This window comes from Cytophagaceae bacterium (assembly GCA_016722655.1).
Lineage (GTDB): Bacteria > Bacteroidota > Bacteroidia > Cytophagales > Spirosomataceae > Leadbetterella.
Genome location: JADKIR010000005.1, coordinates 194,297 through 219,555 on the forward strand (window position 1 = coordinate 194,297; position 25,259 = coordinate 219,555).

Sequence of the window (25,259 nt, forward strand, 5' to 3'; positions counted from 1 at the left end):
AAAACAATATTAAAAATAAGATAAATAAAGTTAAAGTCCAATATAAGCCTGACCATTTCTTAAAAAAAGGCGGTTTTTCCTCGGGTTGGTTCATAAAGGTTGGGTTTAATTATTTTATGGCATCGAGAAAATCTTTGACCTTAAATTGAAGCTCCGATGAAGGATAACTTCTTAAAAAGTCATTTAATGAAATCAAATATTGGTCTTTTAAACCCAGTTTTTGCAAAGTTAAAAGTCTGAGCATGGCCATTTTATCTTCAATTTGACTTCCAAGATATTTATTTAAACCTTCGTCCAGGTTTTTTAATACATTTTCGTATTGTCCGTTTTCAAATAATTTAAAGTTATCAGAATAAAATGCTGACACTTCTGACTCCCGGTCTTTAGAGAACTTTTGGCCACCTTTTTTTAATTGCCGGGTAAAAGACGAATAGGGATGATCAGCAAGTAGTTTAGCCGAATAAATATTATTAGAAGGATCGGGCTGATCTAATGTCATAAAGTACAAAACCTCAGGTTCATACATCGACCTAGGATGGTCGTTAAGAAGCTTTTGATAATATTCTTTGGCTTTTTGATTATCATTAAATTTCAGTGAATAAATTTTTCCAATCTGAAAAAGAGCTTCTTCTTGTTTTCTTTTTGAAGCAAGGATTTGGACATTGCTTCGGGGAACTTTCCTCATCATTTCTTTGACTTCTTGCTCTATTGCCTTTTTTTCAAGGTCTTCAACTTCTACCTGAGTTGTTTCAATTTGTTTTTGATTTTCAGCAGGTTGGCCGGTTTCAATGGTGGTTTTTTCAATTTTTAAACTGAAAGAACCCATTGTTTTTTCAGCTCTTCGCCAGTTGTCTTCCAGGGGACGGTTTCCCCAATTCCGTACAAAATCATTTTTTGACTTTACACTTTCGATAGGGTCATACAGCACCCAGCGGTCTTTGATATTTGATGTACTTAAAGTTTTGGGATTGTCAGTTTTTACCAGTTTAGCTTCTTCTGATTGCTTTTCAGAATTTTTTCTGGATTCAACTATTTTATAAAGTTTTGCTTCCAGTACATCATTTGGTAAAGCGGAAAGCATCTGCAGGCTGTCTTCCAAATCATAGGCTTTCTTGTATCTGATAAATTCATTTAAATTTATAGCTTTTTGGCTCAATTTATCAAAATTTGATTCGTTTTTAGGCAATGTTACTATTGTAGAATCATAATAAATTCCTGCTTTTTCATAATCCTGAAAACTATCCAGATAAATATCGGCGAGAGCTTGGTAAGCATTAGCTTTTTGAGTTGCATTTTCACCCGAATTAGCAATTGATTTATTGTAAAATTCAATCGCTTGTTTAAAATTTTTCTTTCTCGCTTCGGTTTGGGCCATTTTTTGAAAAATCAGTCCTTTATTATCTTGATTTTTCCTATCTTCAAGCATATCTTCAAACAAAATATTGGTATTATTTGCCAAAGATTCGGAAGTCAATAAACCCAACTGGGCATTAAATGCCATTTCATAGTCAGGTTTTGATTTTAATACATTTCTGTAGTATTTTCTTGCTGCAAGTCCATTGCCAAGAGACTCATTTAATTGACCGCAAATAAAATTATATCTGGCTTTATTCTCTGATTTACCCAGAAACTTCAAACTTTCTTCCAGCAATATTAAAGCTGCCTGGTTCTGGTTTAAATTTTGGTGATAATAAGCTTTCATTATTAAAAAATCAGCTTTAGAACGATTATTAAGTTTTCTGGTTTTTATGATTTCGGAAACTTGATTTGCAGAATTTAAATCCTGATTTTCAATGTAAGCCCTCATTAACCAGATCAGTGCCTCAGTTTTCTTACTTTCAGTTCTTGCTTTGGTATTAACGTATTTAAAGGTTTCAATGGCATTAAAATATTCCTGCTTCATTAATCTGGATTTACCAAGAAGCAAATATGCCTCATCCAGATATCTGGAGTTTGAATGTCTTTCTGCAATTATCGAAGATTTTTTTATTGCATCAATCAAATAAAATTTAGCAGAATCTAGTTTGGATGAATCAATTTTTGGGAAAATTGGCAATATCTGATCAAAATTTTCCTTTTGCTTACTTCTAATCAGAAATCCTGCCTCTGAATAGTCCTCACGGGCTATCAATAAAGCATTGTACTTGGCATTGATATTATGCCAGGCTTTACTGGTTGGACTTTTGCTGAATTGAGAGCAAGAGGTTAGGAAAATTAAAAGAAACAGGAAATTTATTTTCACAAATATTTGAAATGGTTTTTGAAGGGTAAAACGAAAACTTTTATTAATAATTATCCAAATTAGTGCCAAATATCAACTTAGTTATTTGTAATCTCTAATGTTTGAAATCCAACGAGTTGTGAAACTTTAAGGGCTTTCATTGCTGAGTTGTAGCCCAGATCAAACATTTCCTCAGATTTTTTTAGACTCAGCCCATCAAATCTGTTGATTTTTTCGGGCTCAATCAAAATATCAAATTTATCGTATTTCTGAATGGTTTGCTTGCCAATTGTCAACATGAGACATTTCATTAGAATTTCTTTTCCGGATCCTACCGGCATATTTTTTTCCTCAGGCATTACATTGACACCTATTTTGAAATCCACTTTATGCTCAATTGGCTCCACCGGTAAATTATTGACCACTCCCCCATCTATATGAGCAACACCATCGATCATTACAGGAGAAAAAATACCAGGAATTGCACAGGATGCCAAGACAGGTTTTATGAGTTCACCGGAGTCAAAATAAGTCGCTTCTCCTTTTTTTATGTCTGTTGTGCACACAATCAAAGGTATTTTTAGTGATTCAAAATTATTAACAGGAATATGCTCCAACATTATTTTTTGAACCCTTTCAATTGAAAATAAGCCAAAACGATTAAAAGCTAATTTTAAACTTCCGGTAATTCCATTATTTTTGATGATTTTTCCTATTTCGACAGGACTTATTCCCGAGCAGTATAATGCTCCAACCAATGCTCCTGCACTTGAACCCGAAATATAGGATGGTTTGATTCCTAAATCATCTATTGCTTTTAGTACTCCTAAGTGGGCAAAACCTCTTGAACCACCGCCCGAAAGTGTTAATCCGATTTTCATAGTATAATTTATATATAATCGGTCAAATCTCCCAAAGATACATATTTAAATCCTCTGTCGGTCTTTTCAATGATGGCTGCCTGGTTTTCCAAATCATGGTCAAACACTAAAATAATATTTTCATCCACGATTTTTTCCAGTAAAACTGCCTTTTCCTGCATGGTTACCAGCGGTCTAACATCGTAGGACATACAATATGGCACATGAATATGAGCGAATGACGGGATAGTATCAGCAGCAAAAATTATTTTTTTATCAGATACTTTTATTATTGGCATTATCATTTTCTCAGTGTGGCCATCAGCAAAAAGATATTCGAAATCAGGCCTATCCGTATTTTTATCAATGTAATGGAGTTGCCCTGATTCAAAAATTGGCATCAGATTTTCTGAAAGAAAGGTGGCTTTTTCTCTTTGATTGGGGTTCATTGCCCATTCCCAATGGCCAGAGTGAGTCCAATATTTGGCATTAACGAATGTTGGAAGCAGAATTTCCTCCGAAGTTCGGGTAACAGCTCCCCCACAATGGTCAAAATGCAGGTGAGTTAAAATAACATCGGTAATTTGCGATTCGTGATATCCGGCGTTTCTAATCGATTTTATCAAATCACCATCACCATTACGAAAATAAAAATTTTGCCATTTTTGTGGTTGTTTATCACCCATTCCGGTATCAACCAAAATCAATCTTTTACCGTCTTCCACTAAAAGACAACGCATATTCCAGTTGCAAAGGTTATTTTCATCTGCCGGAATCATTTTTTGCCAGATTGTTTTTGGCACCACGCCAAACATGGCACCACCATCTAATTTGAAATTTCCGGCGTCAATAACAGTAATTCGCATAGGTATTTTTTTGCCAAATTAAATTTTTAAAATCAAACTTACCACATTTTCGACATGAAATGTATGTGGAAACATATCCACAGGTCTGATTTTTTCGACAATGTATTTTTCAGATAGTAATTCAAGGTCACGTGCTTGTGTAGCGGGATTACAACTTACGTACACTATCCTTCTGGGGGCTATTGCCAATAATGTTTCGATTACAGGCTTGTCCATACCCGCCCGGGGTGGATCTGCAATCACGATATCGGGTTTTCCATTTTCTTCAATAAAAGTCTCGGTGAAGATTTTGGCCATATCACCTGCAAAAAATGAGGAGTTAGATATTGAATTTATTTCGGCATTGAGTTTTGCATCATCCACTGCTGCATCAATATACTCTATTCCCACGACTTTTTTTGCCAGAGAAGCAACGAAAAGTGCAATGGTACCTGTACCCGTATATAAATCGTAAACGATGTCTTCAGATTGAATCTGAGCGTAATCCCTGACTAATTTGTAAAGATTAAATGCCTGCTCAGAATTGGTCTGATAAAAAGATTTAACCCCGATTCTAAACTCAAGATTTTCCATTTTTTCGGTAATGTATGGTTTACCGGAATAATTTATTGGCTCAAGGTCAAAATAAGAATCGTTTCGTTTTGTATTTATAAAATAGTTTAAAGACGTGGTTTTTGGAAATTTTTCCAGAAAAGCATTGAGCGTTTTTTCAATATTTTCCTTATCATTTTTTGCAAATTGAACTACCACCATACTTTCGTTAGTGGATGTAGTCCTGATCATTAATGACCTGAAAAAACCTTCATGTACTATATGGTTATAAAATGGCAATCCACTTTTCCGGGAGTATTCATTGAAAAAATCACGGATAGAATTTGATGGATCTGGTTGCAAATAACATTTTTCGACCGGATAAACTTTATCAAATCTTTTTGGAACATGAAATCCCAATGCATTTGTGTCAAATTCTTTTCCGGTCGCTATTTCATCAGGAGTAAGCCATCTGGAATTTGAAAAAGTGTATTCGAGTTTATTGCGATAAAATTGAATTTTTTCAGAACCTAAAATGCTTTCGAAACCATTGAGTTGTACTTTCCCGATTCTGGTTAACTGGTCAGTAACTTGCTTTTGTTTTTGTGCCAGCTGTGTCTGATAAGGTACGTGTTGCCATTTGCAGCCACCACAAACACCAAAATGACTGCAAAAAGGTTCTACCCTGTCCTGGCTTAATGAATTTATCTTAAGTACCCTACCTTCCGAATATTTCTTTTTAGATTTACTTACCAGAATCGTGACTTCATCATTGGGACAGACCTGGCTACCATCTACAAAAATCACTTCACCGTCGTTTTTTACAATGCACTTTCCTTCAGCAGCAAAATCAAGGATTTTAATATTTTCTATGGTATATTTTTTATTTTTTTTCATCTTTAACAAATTAAAAAAGATAGTGATCAGGAAAAAAGTTATTGACAGCTCTCTACGATTTAGTAAGTTTAATTTCATAAATTTGGAGCCAAATTCGAAATATTGAATAATACAATCAAAAAAATAAATGCAAATAACAAAAAAAAAGCGATGAAAAATTCACCGCTTTGTGATCCCGCTGGGATTCGAACCCAGGACCCATACATTAAAAGTGTATTGCTCTACCAGCTGAGCTACGGAATCGAAAAACCGTTTCAAAAATTAAGTGATCCCGCTGGGATTCGAACCCAGGACCCATACATTAAAAGTGTATTGCTCTACCAGCTGAGCTACGGAATCGTTGTGCCTTTCTAAATGAGGATGCAAAATTAGGAAATTATGAATAAAAAGCCAAACTACCAGATAATATTTCTTTCAGTATTTTTTTTAATTTTTTTTCAAGCCATTGATATTAAGGCTCAAAACGATATTGCTCAAAAAGGAGATTCTTTGTTTAGTGCAAAAAAATATTCGGAAGCTGCAAAAATATATGAAGTACTTTCCAACGATAATTCTATAAATAAAGAGAATCTTAATCTAAAACTAGCTTTTATTTATGAGAATTTGGCAGATTTCCCGCGTGCTTTGTATTATTTGAGCAACTATTATAACCTAAAACCATCCGACGAAGTATTTGAAAAAATGAATAAGATCGCCCTTGAAAATAAATATGGTGGTTTTGAAAGAAATGATGTAAATTTTATTCTAATGCTATATCAACAGTATTTTGTTTTTATTTTATATATACTGATTTCGATTGGAATAGTAATTCTGGTTATTTTTTATCGAAAAAAACAAACTCACCAAAAAATTAATAAACGCCATCTCTGGATAATGGGATTTTTTTTGATTGTGCTTCTTGTTTTAATTAATGTACCCAGTTCCTACAAATCGGCGATTGTCAGTCAAAAAGCATATCTACGGGGTTTTCCTTCCGGGGCTTCTCCCATTACAGGAAATATATCTGAAGGAAATAAAATTAATATTTTTGGCCAGCAGGATATTTGGTTGCGAACTATTCACAACAATAAAGTGGCATTTGTCAATAAAAATGATGTTTGGCTCATTCAGGATTAATGTTTTTTATGAAATCTTCTAATTGATTTTTTGTTAGTAGTAAATAATTGCTAATTTTGCGGCATCAAAGGCGAGATGGTGGAATTGGTAGACACGCTACTTTGAGGGGGTAGTGAGCGTTAGCTTGTGTGAGTTCGAATCTCATTCTCGTCACAAAAAATAAGAGCCGCAATTATGCGGCTTTTTCTTTTTTAAATTCTATTTCTTATGATTTTCAAAAATGACGAGTTTAACGTTTTTTTTGAAATAATTTGAATTTTTTGCGATATGATGGCCGATTTTCTACCTCAAAGCATTTCAAAGGACTTTCAGGCAACCGGTGATATATTGGAATAAATGCACCTGCAAAAAACGAAGCTCCCCTTGGATTGAATGTATTTAAAAGTCCTGTAATATTATCTGCTCCAAAATATAGACCTGCTGCCCTCATGGCAATTCCCAGGTTGAAATTTCTAAAATTGTTGTCAAGTGAAACCGGTAAGGCAAATTCTAACATTTTTTTCTCAAATCTTGGTGTAAAAGAAAGTCCCGAATGTCCAATAACTCCTCTACGTGCTGAAGGAAGAAGATATTGGCGGTAAGTTAGATTAAAATATATTTTTTCAGAAAATTTATAATCAAAACTCGTAATGGCACTTGCAGGCATCAAAATATTAAAACTTGTAGCTCCCTTGCCAAGCCCAAATACTCCTTCCAGATCATCAATTAGTTTTTCTATTCCTCCAAATTTCCGGATATCACCAAAATTTATTGTTTGCGTTTTCCCATCCAGTGAATTGACATTTACCAGTGGATCTGAAAATTTTAAAAAGCCCAAATCAACTACAGAAAAAGAAATTTTATACAAGTATTTGTTTTGAGTTGGATCAGTATAATTTTTCCCTTTCCTGTTTCTACTAAATAAATGATAATCAGGCCGGTATTCATATACTACACCTAAATCAAGTCCTATCCCTTTTCCCAAACCATTTAAGGCTGTCAATTGGCTTGTAAAATTTGATTTATCCAGAGTTGAAAACAAACTTGCTACAGCAATTGAACCTGTAACATTGGTCAGAACCAGTTCATTTAGTGTTGGATCTATGGAATTATTATCTAGTTTAAAACTGAAATTATTGCCTACTATAGACCCAAAACTATTGCTGTACAGATATTTAGCTGTAGCTCCTATTTTTATCAGCCGATCTTCATCATTTATGATAACTTTTCCCAATGTTCCATATAACTCATTGAAGAAACCGCTGTTAAAGTAAATACTCGAATTATCGAAATTTTGACCAATCAGTTCTTTTGATTTGGCACCATGAACCAGGCTATGCCCAATCGAAGGGTCTGTATTGGAAATCGAATTCAGATACCTGTATCTAATTCCACCTGCAGCACCCAAGCCCCATTTCTTTATATCAAGCCCAATAGATGGACCCAAAATAGCCCCGTTTAGATATGCCGCAACATTTTGTACATTATTGTTGGTTTTATTGTAGCTGTCTTTCATGATAATTTTCCCATTTGAGGAATTTTTGTATTCCTCTGGTACAATACCCAGCATCATCTTTCCAACTGAAAACGGGGCATTCCATCTTACATAATTTGATTGGTAATCAATGCCTACGCCTGCCAAATTGATAAAAACCATTTGACGCGTATCAACCACATTTGCCGGATTATTGAAAACTCCTATGGTACCAGCATAATTACTTTCCGCTATTCCTTGAAATTTTTGAGAAAAAAGTGGTGTACTTACTAATAAAAAAAAGAATATTTTGTATTTTAAAGGCATTAATCCTGTTTGATTGAATTTGGGTTTGCAAAAATATGATTAATTAACTTGATTTACAGTAACAATAACCAAAGAAATTATGAATGAAAACTTCTCAAATTATCAGAATACGAAATTCTATGATGAATTAGTATCAGAAAATTCCATGCCACATCCTGAATTGGAATCCGTATTTGATTATTTCAACGAAATGAGTGTTGAAGAATTGAAAAAAAGGCAAAAAAATCTTGAAAGTACTATGATAAATATGGGAATTACTTTCAATGTTTACTCTGAAGAAGGCGGAACGGAAAGGATTATTCCAATAGATATAATACCAAGAATAATAAAAGCCAAAGAATGGGATGTGCTTGAAGCAGGATTAATTCAAAGGATTTATGCTCTTAATGAGTTTTTAAAAGATATTTATTCTGACCAAAAAATTCTGAAAGACAAAACAATACCTTCTGATGTGGTCCTTTCCAGTAAAGGTTTTTTGAAAGAATGCATGGATATAAAGCCCTTGAAAGACATTTTTATTCATATTACCGGAACCGACCTCATAAGGAATGAAAAAGGTGAATTTGTGATTCTTGAAGATAATTTAAGATGTCCTTCAGGAGTTTCTTATATGCTTCAGGGTCGGGAACTTTCTAAGCAAGGCCTTTCAGGTTTATTGTCTAAATCAAATGTGAGGTCGATTTCAGAATATCCTGAAAAACTATTTGATGCCTTAAAATTTGTTTCGGGTAAAACTGAGCCAACCATTGCTGTTCTTACTCCAGGTATTTATAATTCGGCATATTATGAGCATTCTTATTTAGCTCAACAAATGGGAGTAGAATTGGTCGATTACCGCGATTTAACTGTTGAAAACGATGTTTTAAAAATGCGTACGACCCGTGGTTTTAAAACCGTTGATGTACTTTATCGGAGACTTGACGACTTATTTATTGATCCATTGCATTTTAACAAATCTTCGATGATTGGTATTCCTAATTTGTTTCAGGCTTATGCAAAGGGTAATCTTGGCCTCGCAAATGCCCTGGGTACTGGTGTAGCTGATGATAAAGTAGTTTATGCGTATGTTCCAAAAATCATTAAATATTACATGGGAGAAGACGCGAAGCTCAATAATGTTGAGACTTACCTTTGTGAAAACCCTTCAGAAATGTCTTATGTTTTAGAAAACATCGAAAAACTGGTTGTAAAAGAAGCGAATGAAGCCGGTGGATATGGCATGTTGATAGGACCAAAAGCTACTAAAGCCGATCATGAGGAATTCAGGAAAAGAATAAAAGACAATCCAAGGAATTATATAGCCCAGCCAACAATTTCCTTAAGTACTTCGCCTTGTGTGATCAATGAAACCATAGAAGGGAGACACGTAGATTTAAGACCTTATATTATTTATGGCGAGGATATTTACGTAACTCCGGGAGGTTTGACACGTGTGGCATTGAAAAAGGGCTCTTTGGTAGTAAATTCTTCTCAAGGTGGCGGAAGTAAAGATACATGGGTCTTAAAAAAATGACTTTTTTCATAGTATTATCTTTAATATTTTTAATATTTTTGTAAAAAAATATTTATATGCAAAAGTCAGAGATAAAAAATATAGTGTTGGTTTTAGGCTTATTAAGTATAGCAACTATTAGCAGATTGGTGGATCACCCGGGTAATTTTACTCCAATGGTAGGAATTATGCTTTTTGGAGTTGCTTTTTTTCAAAAACCAATCTACAAATTCATGGTTCCGTTGGCGTTTATTTTCATTAGTGATTTGATTTTGGAGCTTACAACCGGTGAAGGATTTCATGCTTTATTCCCTGTTGTATATCTGGCTTATGGTCTAATAGGCCTTTCAGCATATTTCCTTTTGAAAAAAGTAAATATTGTTAATGTTGGGTTAACTACAATATTGGCAACCACTATATTTTTCCTGATTACTAATTTTGCATTGTTTTACCCTGTTTCAACGGAAGTAAATGCCACTTTGGGATATTATCCTCACAATATGCAGGGTATATTGGCTTCATATTCAGCCGGAATTCCTTTCTATAAAAATATGTTAGTTGGTGATTTATTGTTTACCACCATTATTTTTGGGACATTTTATCTTGTAAAAAACTTTGGATTTTCATTTTCCAAAAATTATTAAAATAATATTATTGAAATTATAATTGAGGTACCCTGGTACCTCTTTTTTTATGTATTTATATAACATCACATTTGTCATTCCCAAAGTGGAAGTTTCAAGCTTTGAAAAATGGTTAAAAGCAAAAGAGTTTTATTTTATTGAAAATAGCTATGAAGTAAAAGTATTGAAAATCCTTACCGAAGTAGATGAAAATCTCTCAAACTATTCATTACAAATAAGTTTGCCTGATGTAGTAGGTTTTGAGAACTTTCGTGATACTGAATTTGAAAATTTAATTAATGAAAGTTCGGGCATTTTTGGAACAGACGTGCTTTTTTTTGACACCCTTTTAGAAAAAATCTAATCAAACAGTGGCCAGTTGACTTTTAATAGTAATGCCCGTGGCATAGCAAGGTAATAAGGACTTACATAAAATCCGTTGTTTGGCAAGCCCTGGTTTACGTGCCCAAACTTAAATGCCAGCTTAACTTTGTTGATTTTAAAGCTTAAATAAGGTTCTAACACAAAACTACCCCATACCTCAAAGTCATCCTGTAAATAAAAATGATTTAATAAAGGCGAATAGGCTTCTGCTTTAAATTTTGATTTGTAGAAAAAATCGAGACCTGTTTTAATATGTAGAACTTTGGCATAGGTCAGATCAAACTCGGCATTGGTGTAGTTCTGAATTTTTGGCAACCTGAAAATTTCGCTGTTTGAATTAATTCCTAAATCAAAAACAGTTGAAATATTTATTCTTTTTGATTTATAACCAAACAAGCTACGTACCTGCAATACTGTAAATGCAGATGTGGATTGTGCAGGTTTAGCATTATGGTCTAGATATAAATAATTGGCATATAACGTATTAGAAATTCCAGGTTCAACCCTGAATTGTCCAAAATGTAATTTATAGTCAGCTTTAATGTAGGTATTTGACACCGCTCCAAAATCCAAATTCCAATTAACGATTCCGTTGTCAAAATTCCGGAAAAATAGCCCCGCAGGCCTGATTGATTGAAAAAACTGCCCTTCCAGCCCTTTAAATGAAATTATTCCGTTTAGATAAAAGCTATTGATTGAAAATTCGGCATCAGCATTAAGAAAATTGGTAGAATCGGGGAAAAAATATCTGAGGGCCCCTCCAAAAAATATTTCAGGTTTTATTTTTTGATTTAAGCTTTCAAAATATCTGTTTTTTTGCTCGTATAAACGTTGCCTTCCATAGATTTCATAGTTAAATCCTTTGATACGCCCTTTAAAACCTACTTTATTATTGAAGGCATTGAAAGAAAAATTAGTACTTAAGGTATCAATATTTGACTGTGTAGAATCTAAATTGTAGGCTTTTGCAGTATAATTGTTTGTAAAAACAGGATCTAAGAATATTCTTTTCTCTTTTTGAAAATCCAGAATATGAAAAACCTGGAAACCGTTTTTCAGCACCATTTGCTGGAAAAGATGGAGGTTGTTCCATTTTTCTCGATTATAAACTCCCGCCAAAAGTTGCCCGGAATAATTATTTCGATAATTTGATAGTAAATCTTCAGGTTTAATACTAAGACTTGATTTTTCCAGGATTCCACCCTGCTCATTTTGAGAGTGGTTAAAATGATAAAATGCCGCCAGAACCTGATATTTTTTGTTTTTTGAGAAATAATTTCCACCCAGATTGTACATCCAATGGTCCACCAGTTTGTCTTCGGCAATAGTTGCGTCAATTTGCTTTGAGCTGTTAAATTTGCTCACTTCCAGGGTAAAATTGAGCTGCTTATTGATATTTTGACTGTGCAAAAAATCTAATTTTGAATAACCTTTAAAGCCTTGCGTATAATTGAGGTCGGTATATGGTGAGCGTGTATGATAGAATTTGAATTCGTCAATTTTGGGTGCATACAAGTCAAAAACGTGGTATCCGGCATTTTGGCTTATGTTTTTATCAGGATTGTAGAAAAAAGGTTTTTGAGCCGTGCCCACATTTCCAAGATCCTGATATTGCCAGTTATTTTTAAGAATTAAGTCTGATTTGTAGAAACCTTGAATCAAAGTGTCAGGCCTGTGTTCAATTTTTTGATTTTTTATCAGGTCATTTTCGGTAATGTAATATACAGAATTGAATCCATAAACCTGTTTGGTAGAATCATCGAGAATCTGGCCAAATGAATTTAGGCTGACAGTCAGAAGGAAAAAAAAGAGGTTTCTAAAACGCATAAAGCAGTTTTTGCTTTTCAATTAATATACAAATTACGTGATTTTATCTTTATTATTTGAGTTTGGGACTCAGGTAATCCCAAAAACCATCCTCATCATCAATTTTTAACATAATTTTAGAAATATAAATGTCAGGATTAGTGTCTTTAGTCAAAAAGGCTTTGAATTTTACAATATCTTTTTCTGTAGTTACAACCGGAAGATTGAAATTTAGAATTTTTTTTATGTCTGATTCTGAATATTTATAATGATCTGGAAATTTAAAATGGTCGCTAATTTTTAATTTATTTTTTAAAGATTCAAAAAACTGCTCGTTATCAGCCAATCCTGATACCAATACAACATTTTCTCCAGGAATTTCTTTCTCCGGTGTTTTTAGGTGTTCGATTGAACTAATCATTTCTGAGAAATAAACCTTCGCATCAGAATATTTTGCAATCCGGTTTTTAATTTCATCCTTTTCGTAGGGATTTAAATCAACCGGACATTTCGTAACCAAAATAATATCAGCCCTTTTGGCTCCTGACCTACTTTCCCGTAGATTACCAACTGGTAAATGGGAATCATTAAAAAATGGCCGGTTAAAGTCAGAAAGCATAATCATTACCTTTGGTTTTACCCATCGGTGCTGGAAAACGTCATCAAAAATCAGGATATTTGAACCAGAATTTTCCTTTTTTAAATAATTTAAGGCATTTATTCTTTTTTCTGAAACAATAAATTGTACTTCAGGATGATTAGAAAATAACATAAATGGCTCATCTCCAACAGTTTCTGGGGATTCTCCATCTGCTATTACCCTTAAGCCTTTTGTTTTTCGTCCATATCCCCTGCTAATCACGGTTATACCATTCTCTGACTTCAATTTCTCCAATAGATAATCTACCACCGGGGTTTTTCCTGTGCCACCAACGGTAAGATTCCCAACTCCAATTGATGGAATTTCGGGTGTTGTTTGTTTTAGAATTCCTAAATCAAACATCAGGTTTCTTAAAGTTGTGATAACTTTGTAAGAAATAGAAAAGGGAAACAAAATATTTCTAAAAAATTTTACCATTTATGGCCTTTGGTGCTCAATACTACAAACATACGTTAAATTTCAGATTTGATGCGGGTACTTCGAGAGGAGTTTTAAGAAAAAAAGATTCATATTTCCTGAAAATCTTCCAAAAAGACCAACCTGATGTGTTTGGAATCGGAGAAGCCGGGCCTCTTAAAGGCCTTAGCATAGATTATGGTGAGATAGCTGAAAGAAAAATAAAAGAAATAGTTGAATTGGTTAATCTCAGTTCAGGAAATATTGATTTTGAAGGTTTAATTAACACATTAGAAAGATTTCCAAGTGTTCGTTTTGCATTGGAAACTGCTCTTTTTGACTTTCAAAATAATGGAAAACGGGAAATTTTTAAAAATTCGTTTTTTGAAAACCAACGGCCCATTGCGATTAATGGTTTGGTGTGGATGGGAAGTAAAGAATTTATGCAGCGGCAAATAAAAGAAAAAATTGATGCTGGTTTTGATACTATTAAATTGAAAATAGCCGCTCTGAATTTTGAAGAAGAACTCAGCATCATAAAAAATTTAAGGAAAGAATTTAGCTCTTCACAAATTACACTTAGACTAGATGCCAATGGTGGGTTTTCAAAAACGGACGCTTTGGAAAAACTCAAACGACTTTCAGATTTTCACATACATAGCATAGAACAACCTATTGAGGCAAATCAAGTCGATGAAATCACATTTTTATGCCAAAAATCTCCCATTCCTATTGTTTTAGACGAAGAGTTGATTAACCCAACTTTGGAAAAAAACGAGCTTTTAGAAATCATAAAACCGCAATATATCATTTTAAAACCAAGCTTAATGGGCGGAATAAGCGGAAGCCGGGAATGGATTAATATTGCAGAAAAGAATAATATTAAGTGGTGGATTACCTCTGCATTGGAATCAAATATTGGTTTAAATGCCATTTGTCAGTTTGTTGCTGAATTTCCCGATAATCGTCTTGCTCAGGGATTAGGTACCGGACAGCTTTACCATAACAATTTTGATTCACCCTTGAAAGTTGAAAATGGCCAAATCAGTTATAGAAAAGATTTGGAATGGAATCTGGATTATTTCAATTGAGTTTTAGCTTGCGGGCTATTTTTGGTAAATTTGCATAAAAAAACGATATTTATGAACTTCGAGGCATTGATTCGCCCCCATTTATTAGCATTGAAACCCTATTCTTCGGCAAGAGATGAATATTCCGGAACTGAGGGAATATTTCTGGATGCCAACGAAAATCCATTTGAATCTGTAACTGGCGAAGCTCATAATCGATATCCAGACCCCTACCAATGGGAAATCAAAAAGAAATTGGCGACGATTAAGAAAGTAAAACCTGAAAATATATTTCTTGGAAATGGCTCTGATGAACCTATTGATTTGATAATAAAAGCAACTTGTGAACCGAAAGAAAATAATATTCTAATCCTACCTCCTACCTATGGAATGTATAAGGTATGTGCTGATATACAGCAGGTTGATGTGATAGAAGTTCCACTTACTACTGAATTTCAGATTGACATGGATGGTGTTTTTGATACGGTAAACACCGCAACCAGGATCATTTGGTTATGTTCACCCAATAACCCAAGCGGAAATCTTTTAAATAATTCAGATATAATTCAAATACTTAAGTCATTTCCCGAAAAACTCGTGGTGGTTGATGAAGCCTACATTGATTTTGCAGAAACTTCTTCTTTTATTGAGAATTTGGATCAATTTCCTAATCTGATTGTTTTGCAGACCTTTTCAAAAGCCTGGGGAATGGCCGGATTGAGGCTTGGAGTGGCCTATTGTCATCCGTTTTTAATCAAAATATTGAATAAAATAAAGTATCCATATAATCTGAATATTTTAACGCAACAGAAACTTCTGGAAGCTCTTGATAATGAAAATGTTAAAAATGATTTCGTAAAGGTTATCATCAAAAACCGGGAAGAACTTGAAAATAAGTTAATTGGATTTTCATTTGTAAAAAGATAGTAAAGTCTGATTCCAACATGCTATTGGTGAAATTTGAAAAAGCAAAGGAGCTGTTTGAATACCTTCTTGCTCAGAAAATCATTATTCGTGATCGTACAAATGTGATTTTATGTGAGGACAGCCTTAGGATTACAATCGGTAATCAGGAGGATAATCAAAAGTTAATTGAAGAAATTGAAAGATATTATAGCAAAAAAGCCTCGTAATGAGGCTTTTTTGTGGAGAAGATCGGGCTCGAACCGACGACCCCTTGACTGCCAGTCAAGTACTCTAGCCAACTGAGCTACATCCCCGTATTATTGAGTGCAAAACTAACATCATTTTTTTAATTTTCAAAAAAAATTACCATCCAGGCACCATAAAATTCATTCCTGTTACTACGTTCTGTTTTTTCCCATTGTAATAAGGAACAGCAAAATAAGGTTCGAGGATTAAATATCCCAAAACATTAATTCTGATACTTAATCCTGCGGAAATTATCGGGGAATTTTTGAATGAGATATTGTTTTTGGCAAAGGTAGAAAATTCCTTTGTCTCGCCCATTTGATTGTTTTTTGACCATATTTGACCCGCATCTATGAAGAAATTCAGATCACTAGGTAAATAATCAAACTTAATTAAAGAAAGCTTTTCAGGTCCTGTAAAAGGAAATCTGATTTCAAAATTGGCCAAAGCCATTTGTTCGCCCTGAAGATTTTCCTGCGTAATAAATCCAGTTTGTTTACTGAGTGCATTTCCCCAAAATCCATGCATATTCCATGGATAACCCAGATAAAGTGGATTTATTTTGTTTAGAAGCTCCAGGTTGGTTGGATTTAGCCTTCCATTATAAATAAAACGGGAGGCTATGGTAAATGGCTTTATATAATTGTATTTCCGGCCATCGATTAATACAGAATTATAGCTGGTTGAGCCCATATATTTTGCCAATTCCAACCTGTATCTGTAGCCATTAAGTGGAGCCGTGGTACCAAAAGTGGTATTATCTCCCACAAAAGCAGCATAAATCTGAGCAAGTTTAAAATTGTCATAGCCATCTGATTTATTGTCAATTTTTATTGGTTTTTCGGAATAATTTGGTTGAAAATCAACAATTGAACCATTTTGAGCAACTCCAATTTGTCCAAATTGTGGGTACTCCTTTACAACAAATGAATACCAATTTGCGGATGCTCCAAATTCCCATCTGGTATTTTTACTTAAAGGCTTCATCACAAAAATTGAAACTTCATCTATCAGCAAGCGTGCAATTCTTTGATTAACGGTAGCATCATAATACTTCAGATTATTAACTGTTCCAAGTGTGTCATGAATCTTAACCCCGGTGGAATCAAGAAACCTATATGGAATATGAGAAGCCGAAATACCAAACTGTATTGGTCTTTTTTGATTAAGATAAAATAGTTGGCCACCAAAGTCCTGAATTTCGCCGTTTAGGGCTGCAGTGCCCATCAATTGGTTATTGTTGAGCATATCACTGAAAAGTGCCGTAATCCCCCCTCCTACGCCTGTACCAAAGCGACTGGTACTCATTCCAAGGCCGGAATTGGCCAGATATTCCAATTTAAACTTTGGACTGTATTTCAGGTTTTTAAATTCGCCTAAACCGATTCTGGTTTTCAAATAATCTGCTTTTAAATTATTTGAAACTATGTCAGCCCCATTGATTTCGTTTCCGGGAGCCAAAATTGCCCCATTTTTTGAGCTCGATTCAAGGATAGTTTCGTTTAACAATTCCTCCTTGTTGGCTTTTATTATGGAATACTCACCTTTGGAAAAATAATTGTACAAAATCTCACCTGATTTGGAGGCAACAGAAATAGCCGGCGAGTACATGGTAATACCGCTTATTCCTGTAAAAAAATTGCTTAGTTTTTTGACTTCTTTGGTGTCCAGATCAAAGGCATACAGATTTCTGAATCCGTCAGGATCACTAAGGAAATAAACAAATCTGCCATCCGGACTGACCTGTGGGTTCATGTTGTCGGCATTAGGAAAAAGTGGCAACACTTCAATTTTTTTATCAAGAAGATTGATTTTAGCAATACAAAACTCTTCTTTTGATAGTAAGTTTCTTTTTCCTCCCCTATCACTCACAAAATAGATTTCAGTGCCATCGGGACTCCAGGTCGATTGAATATCGGAAAAAACGTCCTGAGTCAAACTTTCGGTCTTCTGAGCGGCAATATCAAATAAATACAAGTCTGATTTTCCATCTTTTAATCCAGAAAATACGATTTTAGATCCATCTGGCGACCATGAAGGATGGGTAAACGAATCGATATCTTTTGGAGAATATTCTTTTTTTTCTCCGGTGAAAATATCAATCAATAATAGTTTATTCTTTGATTTGGATTGAATTACAATGGCAAGTTTTCGATTATCCGGCGACCACGAGCCTGAAGTTTCAATAAAACTGTAAGAATCGACATGGGCACCAAAAGAAGTACTTTCAATTTTTTTAATTACTTTTCCTGTAGCACTTTCAGCTACAAAAATGTCAAGCGAAAGCACATTTTTTGAAGAAATATAGGCGAAATACTTACCATCAGGACTTATTACCGGTGCGATGTTCATTTCTCCGCCAGATTTGGAAGATGCCAGAACTTTTCCTCTGATTTCGGTTTCCCGGTTTTCTTTTAACTTATTATAATATTGTTTCTGATCATTAATAAAACGTAGGGAAAAAGCGTCAGTATCCATTTTAAAAGCACTGATAAATGCCCTGTCTAATCCAAAAATTGCCGTTTCTTTGAACAATGGCCTAATAATATCATCACCGTAATTGGCAGTAACATAAGCCCAAAAAGCCTGTCCCCAGCGATAGGGGAAATATTTATGTTGCTTTACTACCAAATCCTTTATTGTAGGTATGTCACTATTAAGCACAGCATCCCGCATCCACATACCTGTATGTGAATCGATTCGACCCAAAGACATATATTCGGCCAGGCCTTCAACCATAAATAATGGTAAATTCTGAATATTGGCCAAAGAGGTTGAATCACTGCCATAGGTAAGTGTTTGATACTGAAAAGCATGAACCAACTCATGGCCTAAAACATGGTCAGTTTGACGATTGGTGTACATCAATGGCATAACCACTCTTGTTCTGAAGCCTTCCGTTACACCTCCAGTACCCTCACCAATTTCACCACCAATAGCCGTAGTTTCCTGAAAATCCGGGTGTGAATTGTATAAAATGACAGGATTGGGTTTTACAAATGCCATTTTAAACACATTTTGGTGAAGCTTATACCAGTTTTCAGTGTTGATCAGAAATTCGTCAACAGTGTTTTTATTATCGAGGTAATGGTATAACTCAAAATGCGGGGTTTGGGTAACTTTAAAATTATTGGTTTTATTTCGTTGCTTATTTTGACCAAAATATTGGGATTGACCAAAGTGCAACAATGGCGATTGACAAAAAATAAATAAAAACAGAATAATCTTCTTTGGCATCAGAATATTTTTCTAAGATTAACGTAAAAATCACAAATGTGGTCTAGTGACTTTTACAAATTTAGGATACCAGTATTTAGAAAACAAATTGTCTTCTCTAACTCCTTTGGTTGTGCTGGCATGAATAAACAATATCTCTTTTGGACCCTTTATGTCCGAAATGATGCCCGTATGATTTATTCTTGAAGAACCCACCTTAAAGTACACCAAATCACCAGGGATTGCATGTTCTAGTTTAATTTCCTTAAAATGATCAGCTTGTTTGTAACTAACTCTTGGGATTTTTGTTTCTAAATCTTCAAAAACTCGAAATACCAATCCTGAGCAATCCATTCCATCTGTTTCAGATCCACCAAACTTGTAGGGCGTTCCTATGTATTTTTCTGCGTTTTTTACGATGATTTTACCGTTGGCCGAACTTTTGGGAACAGCGTTTTTCCTACATGATGAGAATAATAATAACAGTATGAAAAAGAAAGCAAGATTTTTCATTTTTTATAGATTAAGGATTCGATCTGTCTTATCAGCGATCGTCCTTCGTCCAGCGAAGGTTCCTCAATTTTATCAATAATTATTGTGCCAGTTTTGTCAATCAAAAGGTAATTTGGCAAAAAATCAGTATTGAAATTCTCTTTATAATCCTCTATTTCATAAGCATTTAGGTTTATAGCCTGATTTTTTGAGGCTTTTACAAAACTTTCAAAGTCTTCTTTTGTATCTGTAGAAACCGCAATTAAAACCAAATCATTATAGGCTTTGAAATAATTTAGTACCACTTTGAGATATTCCAGATCCTGCACACAAGGCCCGCACCAGGAAGCATAGTTTATCAGAATAATATTTTTTCCACGATAATCTTTCAAAGAAACTAAGTTACCTTTTTCATCAGGCAGGATAAAGTTTTTTACCTGCCTACCTGTTTCCACTTCCTGATATTTAATAATCTTTTTTAAGATGGCATTTACATAGGCAGGATTCTTTGCGTAGTTTTTAAAACTCCCTACCATCAGTTTGTTCTCTTCAGTAGCACCATCTTTTTCAATAAACTGAATAATTTTGGTAGCAATAATTCTTTCCAATAACGGCCTTTCAACCAAATCCAATGATTCAAAATAATCTTTAATTGACTCAATTTCAACTAGTTTGTCTTCAGGATATTTCTTTGCTGTTGCGTTGGTATTATCAATCAATTGTTCGATAAATATCCCGAACTCCAGAGATTTGGCCTGTGTTTTTGCATTAACAATTTTAAAATCAAATGTTTTTAACTCATCTTTTGAAAATATCTTATGAAACATTAAAAAACCTAATTCGGAATTATAGTATTTCCCGATGATATCAGCCCTTTGCAAAGAATAAAAGCTTTCGCTTAGTTCTTTTTTGTATTTATTAAGTAAATTGAGTTGCTCATTTCGAAGATAATTGGTCAGGTCAAAATATCCTTTTCTGGAGATTTTCCTTAAATTCTGGAGTTCAAAATCCCAATCTTTTTCTTTGGTAAATTTATTTTCCTGTTCTAATAAATATTGAAATTTTGTTGAGCCTTCACCACTTATTTTAATCGAATTATGAAAGTCTGCATAGTTTGCCGAGAAGTTAATATTGTCACCGGGTTCTATTTTCCATTGATAAAAACCATATTCTCCAATATTGAAATCAAAATAAGCAATGTCTTCGAGCACGGTTTCAAAAACAAACTGTTTTTTCTTGTCGAGTTTCAAATCATAGGCCAAGGGTTCTTCTACCCAGTTTTTGTAAATAGTCACTCCTATCGAATTTTCCTCAAAACCGCTTATTTTTCCGGAAATTCTGAATACTTTCTGGGCTTTTAATTCAATTTTTGCAATAAAAAATAGCAGGAATTGAATGAGTATTATATTGACAAATGTTTTTTTCAAATCAAATTATAGGTTTTGGTAAACTTCAAGCAAGATTCCGTCCTTAAGTCCTAAGTCAGGTACAAACATTTGATCAGATTTTGCCCATTTCATCGCTGAAAAATAAATTTCTGATGCATGTTCTATCACATCTGCACGATCGGGGTTCATTTTTAGTTTGTTTATTCGCTCATCAACTGTAAAACTACTCACATTGTTAAGTGCATCTTCCAATTGCTGCAAATTGGCCATTCCTTGCTCATTAGTCTCAATAAACTCGAAAAGTTTAGAAATGTTGCCTCCTGTACCGATTGAAATCACATTTTTACGGCTATGTACATTTTCCTCAATCCAATTATGCATTTTTTTCCATTGATCTTTGTTGACTTTCCCCTCCATCAACCGTACAGAGCCAATTTTAAACGACTGTGAGGTTTCTTTGGTTTTTCCATCATAAAGGTTGAGCTCGGTACTGCCGCCGCCCACATCAATATGCAAATATACCTGACCTTCTCTCAACTCATTCACTATTACATTATTGATCATTTCCGCTTCTTTTTCACCGGAAATCAGATTGATCGTCATTCCAAGTTCCAGTTTTACCCTTTCGCATATATTCAGACCGTTTTCAGCTTCTCTCAGTGCCGACGTGGCACAGATCAGATAGGCGTCAACTTCATGCAGCTCCATCAGCAATTTGTAAACCGTCAAAAGTTTCTTGATTCGGGCTTCACTTTCGTAGTGTATTTTTCCGGCAGTAAAAACATCATGACCCAAGCGAAGAGCAAACCTCACATATTCTACTTTTTTAAAGGAAATTCTTCCTTCGTCATTTAGAACAGAAGAAATCTGCATACGGGCTGCGTTGGATCCTATATCGATGGCGGCAATCTTCATTGGTTTAATGTTTTATTTTATGCAAAAATATGGATAATTTTGAAAATGCTTAAGGAATCAGAGAGTTTGAATAAAATAGCCAGGATTATTTCCTTTATAGGTAATCCTATGACATTGGGTTTGTTGGTGGTTTTGTATATCCAGTTTTTTCACCAGGGATCGCCCACCAATCATTTACTGCTTTATTTGATGGCCATCGTGGTGATTCCGATTGGGTCTTACATAAAATATCAGGTAAACAGGAAGAACTTTCGTGATTATGATGTGTCACACCAAAAAAGGCGAAATTCTTTGTACCAATTTGCCCTTGTTTTGATATTTGTTTTGATGCTGGTTTTATATTTTTTAAACGTACCCGCTGATCTGCAATTAATCATTAGAATATTGTTTATGCATTTGTTTTTAAGTTTTATTGTTAACCAGTGGATCAAGGTTTCGATGCATACCAGCTTCAATTTTCTGTTTGCATTGATGATGATTCCCACCAATCTATATTTTGGGATAGGCTTAATGGGCTATGGATTTGTTAACGGCTGGTCCAGGGTGCAATTGTCAAGACATAAGCCCAGGGAGGTTATTGCCGGATTGTTATTGGGGAATTTTACCGGCACTTTATTTTTGTATTTTTTAAAAAGTATTGAATAATCTATGATAAATTTTCATTCAGAAAAAGAAGGATTTAAGCTAAAAGAAATTCTGAAAAAGAAAAGATGGCTTAAGGAATTGGCTCAAAATGAAGGATTTAAGATTTTGGAATTGTCTTATATTTTCATGGATGATGAATCTTTGTTAAAAATCAATATCGAATACCTCCAACATGATACTTATACCGATATCATCACATTTGACAATTCAGAGAAGAAGGGCAAAATTGAAGGGGATATTTTTATAAGTGTAGATAGGGTCATGGAAAATGCCTCCAAATTTAAGGTTGATTTTGAAACCGAATTACTCCGGGTGCTTGCACACGGATTGCTTCATCTTTGCGGTTATAAAGATAAAAAAGATGATGAGGTGAAAATAATGAGAGCTAAGGAGGATTTTTATTTACAAAATTGGAAATGAACCTCCAGTTTTGAATGGATTAATAAATGAAAACTTTCAAACAATATTTCATTCTTATTCTGTTTTCACTAAGTCTTAGCTCCTGCTTCAGGAAATATATTGTTTCTGAAAAAAAAATCATCGCTCATTTTGATATTTTGGGTATTAAGCCATAATAACAAATAGTGAAAGGAGACAAATCTGCTATATTTTGTGGTACTTTTGGCTCAGCCACCTCCCAATAATTGATTTTTCTTTATGGAGCTCCCAGGCATTGGGAACGCTTTTCTAGGCAACTTTTCTTCAGCCTTTTACAGAAAAAAATCCATTTTATTGCTACAGGTAGTCACAGGATTACCTATACAAATCTTTTGTTTGCTCTTATTGAAAAATTGAAATGTCACTTAAAAACAATGTAGAATTTCATGCTTTTTTAGTCTATATTTTTTTCTTAAATCCAAATATCTTAATAGAATTGATGATGATATAAACGCTGCGTCGTACGGTTTTGTTAATAGTTATGACAACTGAGTGAGAAGGTATCAGGATACCTTTGATTTTGGTGGGGAATGAATAAAAAGCCAAATATTATTGCAGTCCATGGTCTATTGAGATCTTTGGGTTTAATTAAAGTATAATTAATCACTTCAATTTGTAACCTCCATTAATTTTCTATCTTAGAAATTCTTTTCTCCAATTGAATAATATACAAACTCATTTCTTCAATTTTTTCTAAAAGTTTGGAGGTCATTTCGGTATTGTCGACACCATTTTTTACCACTTCTGCTGCAGAAGGAATATTGGGTAAGTGCTTGTTTTTTGAAACGAATGCATCCAATTCCTGGATAGTTAAGAGCTTATAATTTTTATCAAAAACCTTGTCTGACCACTGAGCCTCGTTGTCGTATTTCATTTTAAAATTAGAAACCCAAAATTCGCCAGATTCGCCAATTCCCATAAAATCACGATCATTGATTTTCATACTCGGTGAATTAAAAGCAGTTCGCATATTTACAACGCCTTTTACATCAAGTGGATACTGTGGATTGTGCATACCAATTCCTACTTTTACAGCGTTTGCCCCAGTACCACCGAGAGTTAAGGCATTTGAAACTGTTACTTGAGCTTGGTAACCAATTGCAGTGGCATTGGTCAAATTATTAACTACGGTGGTTGGGGAGGCATGATTTGTACCTGTCCAAGTACCTGATTGTGAACCTATAAAAACAGAATTAATATTATTTGTTGCTGCAGAATGACCATTTGCATAGCCACCTATCGCTATTGTCGCCCCTCCAGTAGTATTATATGATGAAGCTGCATGTCCAATAGCAATATTAAAATTACCAATATTCTGTGCACCTGTGTAATTGCCAATAAATACTCCATATGATGAGTTTTTGGCAGTTGTTCCCACACCATCATAACCCGCATTGGATCCTATCATTACATTATGATCTCCAGTACGGTTATTGGCACCTGCACCTGAGCCAAAGTATTGATTAAAAGAGCCTGTAGTGTTATAAACTCCAGAACTAATTCCTAAAAAGCTATTATTTCCACCATTTGTGGTCGAATTACCAGCTGCGGCACCAATCAACGTATTTCCATAGGTAGTGACTGTTGGGTTGGTTCCAATAGCTGCACCGGCATTGGTTCCCATTAAAGTATGTCCTGTAGCGTTTGAAGCGGCTGTAGAATTTGTATTAAGAAAAGCTCCTGCACTTATTCCACCAAAAGTTAGATTAGCATTTAAGGTAATAAAATTAGGATTTCCACCACCACCTGAACCTGAAACATCTGGCACTAAAATCAAATCTCCACTTGCATTTACGCTCAATGCCTTTCCATTCGTGGCAGTTGTTGCAGAAGCAGAAGTTAAATTTGCTAGTCGAACACCATTGTTGCCAATTGTGAGTGGTGTCCCTGGCGAAGTAGTTATCGGATTTGGAAAAGTTCCGACGTTGTCTGGCACTAAAATGATATTTCCAGTTGCATCCACGCTCAAGGCCTTATTATTTGAGGTAGAAGTAGCCGAGGCAGATGTAAGATTTGCGAGCTTAACGCCATTGTTACCGATAGTAAGAGGGGTTCCTGGAGAAGTGGTAATTGGATTAGGAAATGTTCCGACTACATCTGGCACCAAAATTAAGTTTCCTGAAGCATCAACACTTAAAGTTTTACTATTGCTTGCTGAGGTAGCAGATGCCGAAGTAAAATTTGCAAGCTTTACACCATTATTACCAATTGTTAATGGAATACCTGTTGGGGTAGTTATAGAGTTTTGAGCAAAACCACTCAATCCTAACAAGCTAATAATCAAAATTTTTAATAAATTTTTCATTGTTA

At 34.5% G+C, this 25,259-nt stretch carries 19 protein-coding genes, 4 tRNA genes and 1 pseudogene; 9 read left to right on the forward strand and 15 right to left on the reverse strand.

Annotation, left to right across the window (positions count from 1 at the left end):
* Positions 1–109 precede the first annotated feature (109 nt).
* The 6 genes from IPP61_16620 to IPP61_16645 all read right to left on the reverse strand — a co-directional run bounded on the left by IPP61_16620 (position 110) and on the right by IPP61_16645 (position 5,714).
* Positions 110–2,242: a tetratricopeptide repeat protein gene (locus IPP61_16620; protein MBL0326771.1), complete on the reverse strand. Its 2,133-nt coding sequence runs from the start codon at positions 2,240–2,242 to the stop codon at positions 110–112.
* A gap of 77 nt (positions 2,243–2,319) precedes the next feature.
* Complete coding sequence (locus IPP61_16625; GenBank protein MBL0326772.1) at positions 2,320–3,102, reverse strand: patatin-like phospholipase family protein; 783 nt, start codon at positions 3,100–3,102, stop codon at positions 2,320–2,322.
* A gap of 8 nt (positions 3,103–3,110) precedes the next feature.
* Positions 3,111–3,947, reverse strand: coding sequence for an MBL fold metallo-hydrolase (locus tag IPP61_16630; protein ID MBL0326773.1), 837 nt, complete (start codon positions 3,945–3,947; stop codon positions 3,111–3,113).
* A gap of 18 nt (positions 3,948–3,965) precedes the next feature.
* On the reverse strand, positions 3,966–5,375 hold the full coding sequence (rlmD, locus tag IPP61_16635; GenBank protein ID MBL0326774.1) for a 23S rRNA (uracil(1939)-C(5))-methyltransferase RlmD: 1,410 nt from the start codon (positions 5,373–5,375) through the stop codon (positions 3,966–3,968).
* A 170-nt stretch (positions 5,376–5,545) separates the two neighbouring features.
* A tRNA-Lys gene (locus IPP61_16640) sits at positions 5,546–5,618 on the reverse strand.
* Between the two features lie 23 nt (positions 5,619–5,641).
* Positions 5,642–5,714, reverse strand: a tRNA-Lys gene (locus IPP61_16645).
* 39 nt (positions 5,715–5,753) lie between these two features.
* Here IPP61_16645 and IPP61_16650 point away from each other — a divergent pair.
* A complete protein-coding gene (locus IPP61_16650; GenBank protein ID MBL0326775.1) occupies positions 5,754–6,491 on the forward strand; it encodes a hypothetical protein in 738 nt (245 codons plus the stop codon).
* Between the two features lie 69 nt (positions 6,492–6,560).
* Positions 6,561–6,644 (forward strand) — tRNA-Leu (locus IPP61_16655).
* 76 nt (positions 6,645–6,720) lie between these two features.
* Here IPP61_16655 and IPP61_16660 read toward each other — a convergent pair.
* Positions 6,721–8,271 (reverse strand): hypothetical protein, encoded by a 1,551-nt coding sequence (locus IPP61_16660; protein MBL0326776.1) that lies wholly within the window; start codon positions 8,269–8,271, stop codon positions 6,721–6,723.
* A 79-nt stretch (positions 8,272–8,350) separates the two neighbouring features.
* Here IPP61_16660 and IPP61_16665 point away from each other — a divergent pair, with 79 nt between their 5' ends.
* From IPP61_16665 to IPP61_16675, 3 genes are read left to right on the forward strand one after another with little or no spacing between them, the layout of a single operon-like run.
* On the forward strand, positions 8,351–9,784 hold the full coding sequence (locus IPP61_16665) for a circularly permuted type 2 ATP-grasp protein (GenBank protein ID MBL0326777.1): 1,434 nt from the start codon (positions 8,351–8,353) through the stop codon (positions 9,782–9,784).
* A gap of 56 nt (positions 9,785–9,840) precedes the next feature.
* Positions 9,841–10,407, forward strand: a complete 567-nt coding sequence (locus IPP61_16670; GenBank protein ID MBL0326778.1) for a hypothetical protein — start codon at positions 9,841–9,843, stop codon at positions 10,405–10,407.
* Between the two features lie 49 nt (positions 10,408–10,456).
* Positions 10,457–10,750, forward strand: coding sequence for a DUF4286 family protein (locus tag IPP61_16675; GenBank protein ID MBL0326779.1), 294 nt, complete (start codon positions 10,457–10,459; stop codon positions 10,748–10,750).
* On the opposite strand, the gene IPP61_16680 is transcribed toward IPP61_16675, so the two are convergent.
* The gene (locus IPP61_16680; GenBank protein ID MBL0326780.1) at positions 10,747–12,597 is read right to left on the reverse strand and encodes a hypothetical protein; all 1,851 of its coding nucleotides are present in this window, start codon (positions 12,595–12,597) and stop codon (positions 10,747–10,749) included. The genes IPP61_16675 and IPP61_16680 overlap by 4 nt on opposite strands.
* Positions 12,598–12,649: 52 nt before the next feature.
* Positions 12,650–13,654 (reverse strand): tetraacyldisaccharide 4'-kinase, encoded by a 1,005-nt coding sequence (gene lpxK / locus IPP61_16685; GenBank protein ID MBL0326781.1) that lies wholly within the window; start codon positions 13,652–13,654, stop codon positions 12,650–12,652.
* 2 nt (positions 13,655–13,656) lie between these two features.
* Here lpxK and IPP61_16690 point away from each other — a divergent pair, with 2 nt between their 5' ends.
* Both IPP61_16690 and hisC read left to right on the forward strand, forming a co-directional pair.
* Complete coding sequence (locus IPP61_16690; protein MBL0326782.1) at positions 13,657–14,724, forward strand: o-succinylbenzoate synthase; 1,068 nt, start codon at positions 13,657–13,659, stop codon at positions 14,722–14,724.
* 51 nt (positions 14,725–14,775) lie between these two features.
* A pseudogene (gene hisC / locus IPP61_16695) lies at positions 14,776–15,836 on the forward strand (histidinol-phosphate transaminase).
* A gap of 13 nt (positions 15,837–15,849) precedes the next feature.
* Here the strand turns inward: hisC and IPP61_16700 are convergent.
* The 5 genes from IPP61_16700 to IPP61_16720 form a co-directional block, all read right to left on the reverse strand.
* Positions 15,850–15,923, reverse strand: a tRNA-Ala gene (locus IPP61_16700).
* A 49-nt stretch (positions 15,924–15,972) separates the two neighbouring features.
* Positions 15,973–19,092: a PD40 domain-containing protein gene (locus tag IPP61_16705; protein MBL0326783.1), complete on the reverse strand. Its 3,120-nt coding sequence runs from the start codon at positions 19,090–19,092 to the stop codon at positions 15,973–15,975.
* Positions 19,093–19,122: 30 nt separating this feature from the next.
* Complete coding sequence (locus tag IPP61_16710; GenBank protein ID MBL0326784.1) at positions 19,123–19,584, reverse strand: C40 family peptidase; 462 nt, start codon at positions 19,582–19,584, stop codon at positions 19,123–19,125.
* Positions 19,581–20,990 carry a TlpA family protein disulfide reductase gene (locus IPP61_16715; GenBank protein ID MBL0326785.1) on the reverse strand — a complete coding sequence of 470 codons (1,410 nt, stop codon included), beginning with the start codon at positions 20,988–20,990 and terminating at the stop codon, positions 19,581–19,583. The genes IPP61_16710 and IPP61_16715 overlap by 4 nt, the downstream gene beginning before the upstream one ends.
* 6 nt (positions 20,991–20,996) lie before the next feature.
* Complete coding sequence (locus tag IPP61_16720) at positions 20,997–21,866, reverse strand: phosphatase (protein MBL0326786.1); 870 nt, start codon at positions 21,864–21,866, stop codon at positions 20,997–20,999.
* 45 nt (positions 21,867–21,911) lie between these two features.
* Between IPP61_16720 and IPP61_16725 the strand changes: the two genes are divergently transcribed.
* On the forward strand, positions 21,912–22,511 hold the full coding sequence (locus tag IPP61_16725; protein MBL0326787.1) for a hypothetical protein: 600 nt from the start codon (positions 21,912–21,914) through the stop codon (positions 22,509–22,511).
* A 3-nt stretch (positions 22,512–22,514) separates the two neighbouring features.
* Positions 22,515–22,931, forward strand: coding sequence for an rRNA maturation RNase YbeY (ybeY, locus tag IPP61_16730; GenBank protein MBL0326788.1), 417 nt, complete (start codon positions 22,515–22,517; stop codon positions 22,929–22,931).
* 643 nt (positions 22,932–23,574) lie between these two features.
* On the opposite strand, the gene IPP61_16735 is transcribed toward ybeY, so the two are convergent.
* Positions 23,575–25,254 carry a hypothetical protein gene (locus IPP61_16735; protein MBL0326789.1) on the reverse strand — a complete coding sequence of 560 codons (1,680 nt, stop codon included), beginning with the start codon at positions 25,252–25,254 and terminating at the stop codon, positions 23,575–23,577.
* Positions 25,255–25,259 lie beyond the last annotated feature (5 nt).

What these genes read in the sequence shown, in the direction of transcription:
- IPP61_16660 (MBL0326776.1), bottom strand. Translation starts at nt 8,271, where the DNA reads ATGCCTTTAAAATACAAAATATTCTTTTTTTTATTAGTAAGTACACCA.
- IPP61_16650 (MBL0326775.1), top strand. Translation starts at nt 5,754, where the DNA reads ATGAATAAAAAGCCAAACTACCAGATAATATTTCTTTCAGTATTTTTT.
- IPP61_16680 (MBL0326780.1), bottom strand. Translation starts at nt 12,597, where the DNA reads ATGCGTTTTAGAAACCTCTTTTTTTTCCTTCTGACTGTCAGCCTAAAT.
- IPP61_16670 (MBL0326778.1), top strand. Translation starts at nt 9,841, where the DNA reads ATGCAAAAGTCAGAGATAAAAAATATAGTGTTGGTTTTAGGCTTATTA.
- IPP61_16735 (MBL0326789.1), bottom strand. Translation starts at nt 25,254, where the DNA reads ATGAAAAATTTATTAAAAATTTTGATTATTAGCTTGTTAGGATTGAGT.
- IPP61_16665 (MBL0326777.1), top strand. Translation starts at nt 8,351, where the DNA reads ATGAATGAAAACTTCTCAAATTATCAGAATACGAAATTCTATGATGAA.
- IPP61_16625 (MBL0326772.1), bottom strand. Translation starts at nt 3,102, where the DNA reads ATGAAAATCGGATTAACACTTTCGGGCGGTGGTTCAAGAGGTTTTGCC.
- lpxK (MBL0326781.1), bottom strand. Translation starts at nt 13,654, where the DNA reads ATGGTAAAATTTTTTAGAAATATTTTGTTTCCCTTTTCTATTTCTTAC.
- ybeY (MBL0326788.1), top strand. Translation starts at nt 22,515, where the DNA reads ATGATAAATTTTCATTCAGAAAAAGAAGGATTTAAGCTAAAAGAAATT.
- IPP61_16710 (MBL0326784.1), bottom strand. Translation starts at nt 19,584, where the DNA reads ATGAAAAATCTTGCTTTCTTTTTCATACTGTTATTATTATTCTCATCA.
- IPP61_16630 (MBL0326773.1), bottom strand. Translation starts at nt 3,947, where the DNA reads ATGCGAATTACTGTTATTGACGCCGGAAATTTCAAATTAGATGGTGGT.
- IPP61_16720 (MBL0326786.1), bottom strand. Translation starts at nt 21,866, where the DNA reads ATGAAGATTGCCGCCATCGATATAGGATCCAACGCAGCCCGTATGCAG.
- IPP61_16690 (MBL0326782.1), top strand. Translation starts at nt 13,657, where the DNA reads ATGGCCTTTGGTGCTCAATACTACAAACATACGTTAAATTTCAGATTT.
- IPP61_16725 (MBL0326787.1), top strand. Translation starts at nt 21,912, where the DNA reads ATGCTTAAGGAATCAGAGAGTTTGAATAAAATAGCCAGGATTATTTCC.
- IPP61_16675 (MBL0326779.1), top strand. Translation starts at nt 10,457, where the DNA reads ATGTATTTATATAACATCACATTTGTCATTCCCAAAGTGGAAGTTTCA.
- rlmD (MBL0326774.1), bottom strand. Translation starts at nt 5,375, where the DNA reads ATGAAAAAAAATAAAAAATATACCATAGAAAATATTAAAATCCTTGAT.
- IPP61_16705 (MBL0326783.1), bottom strand. Translation starts at nt 19,092, where the DNA reads ATGCCAAAGAAGATTATTCTGTTTTTATTTATTTTTTGTCAATCGCCA.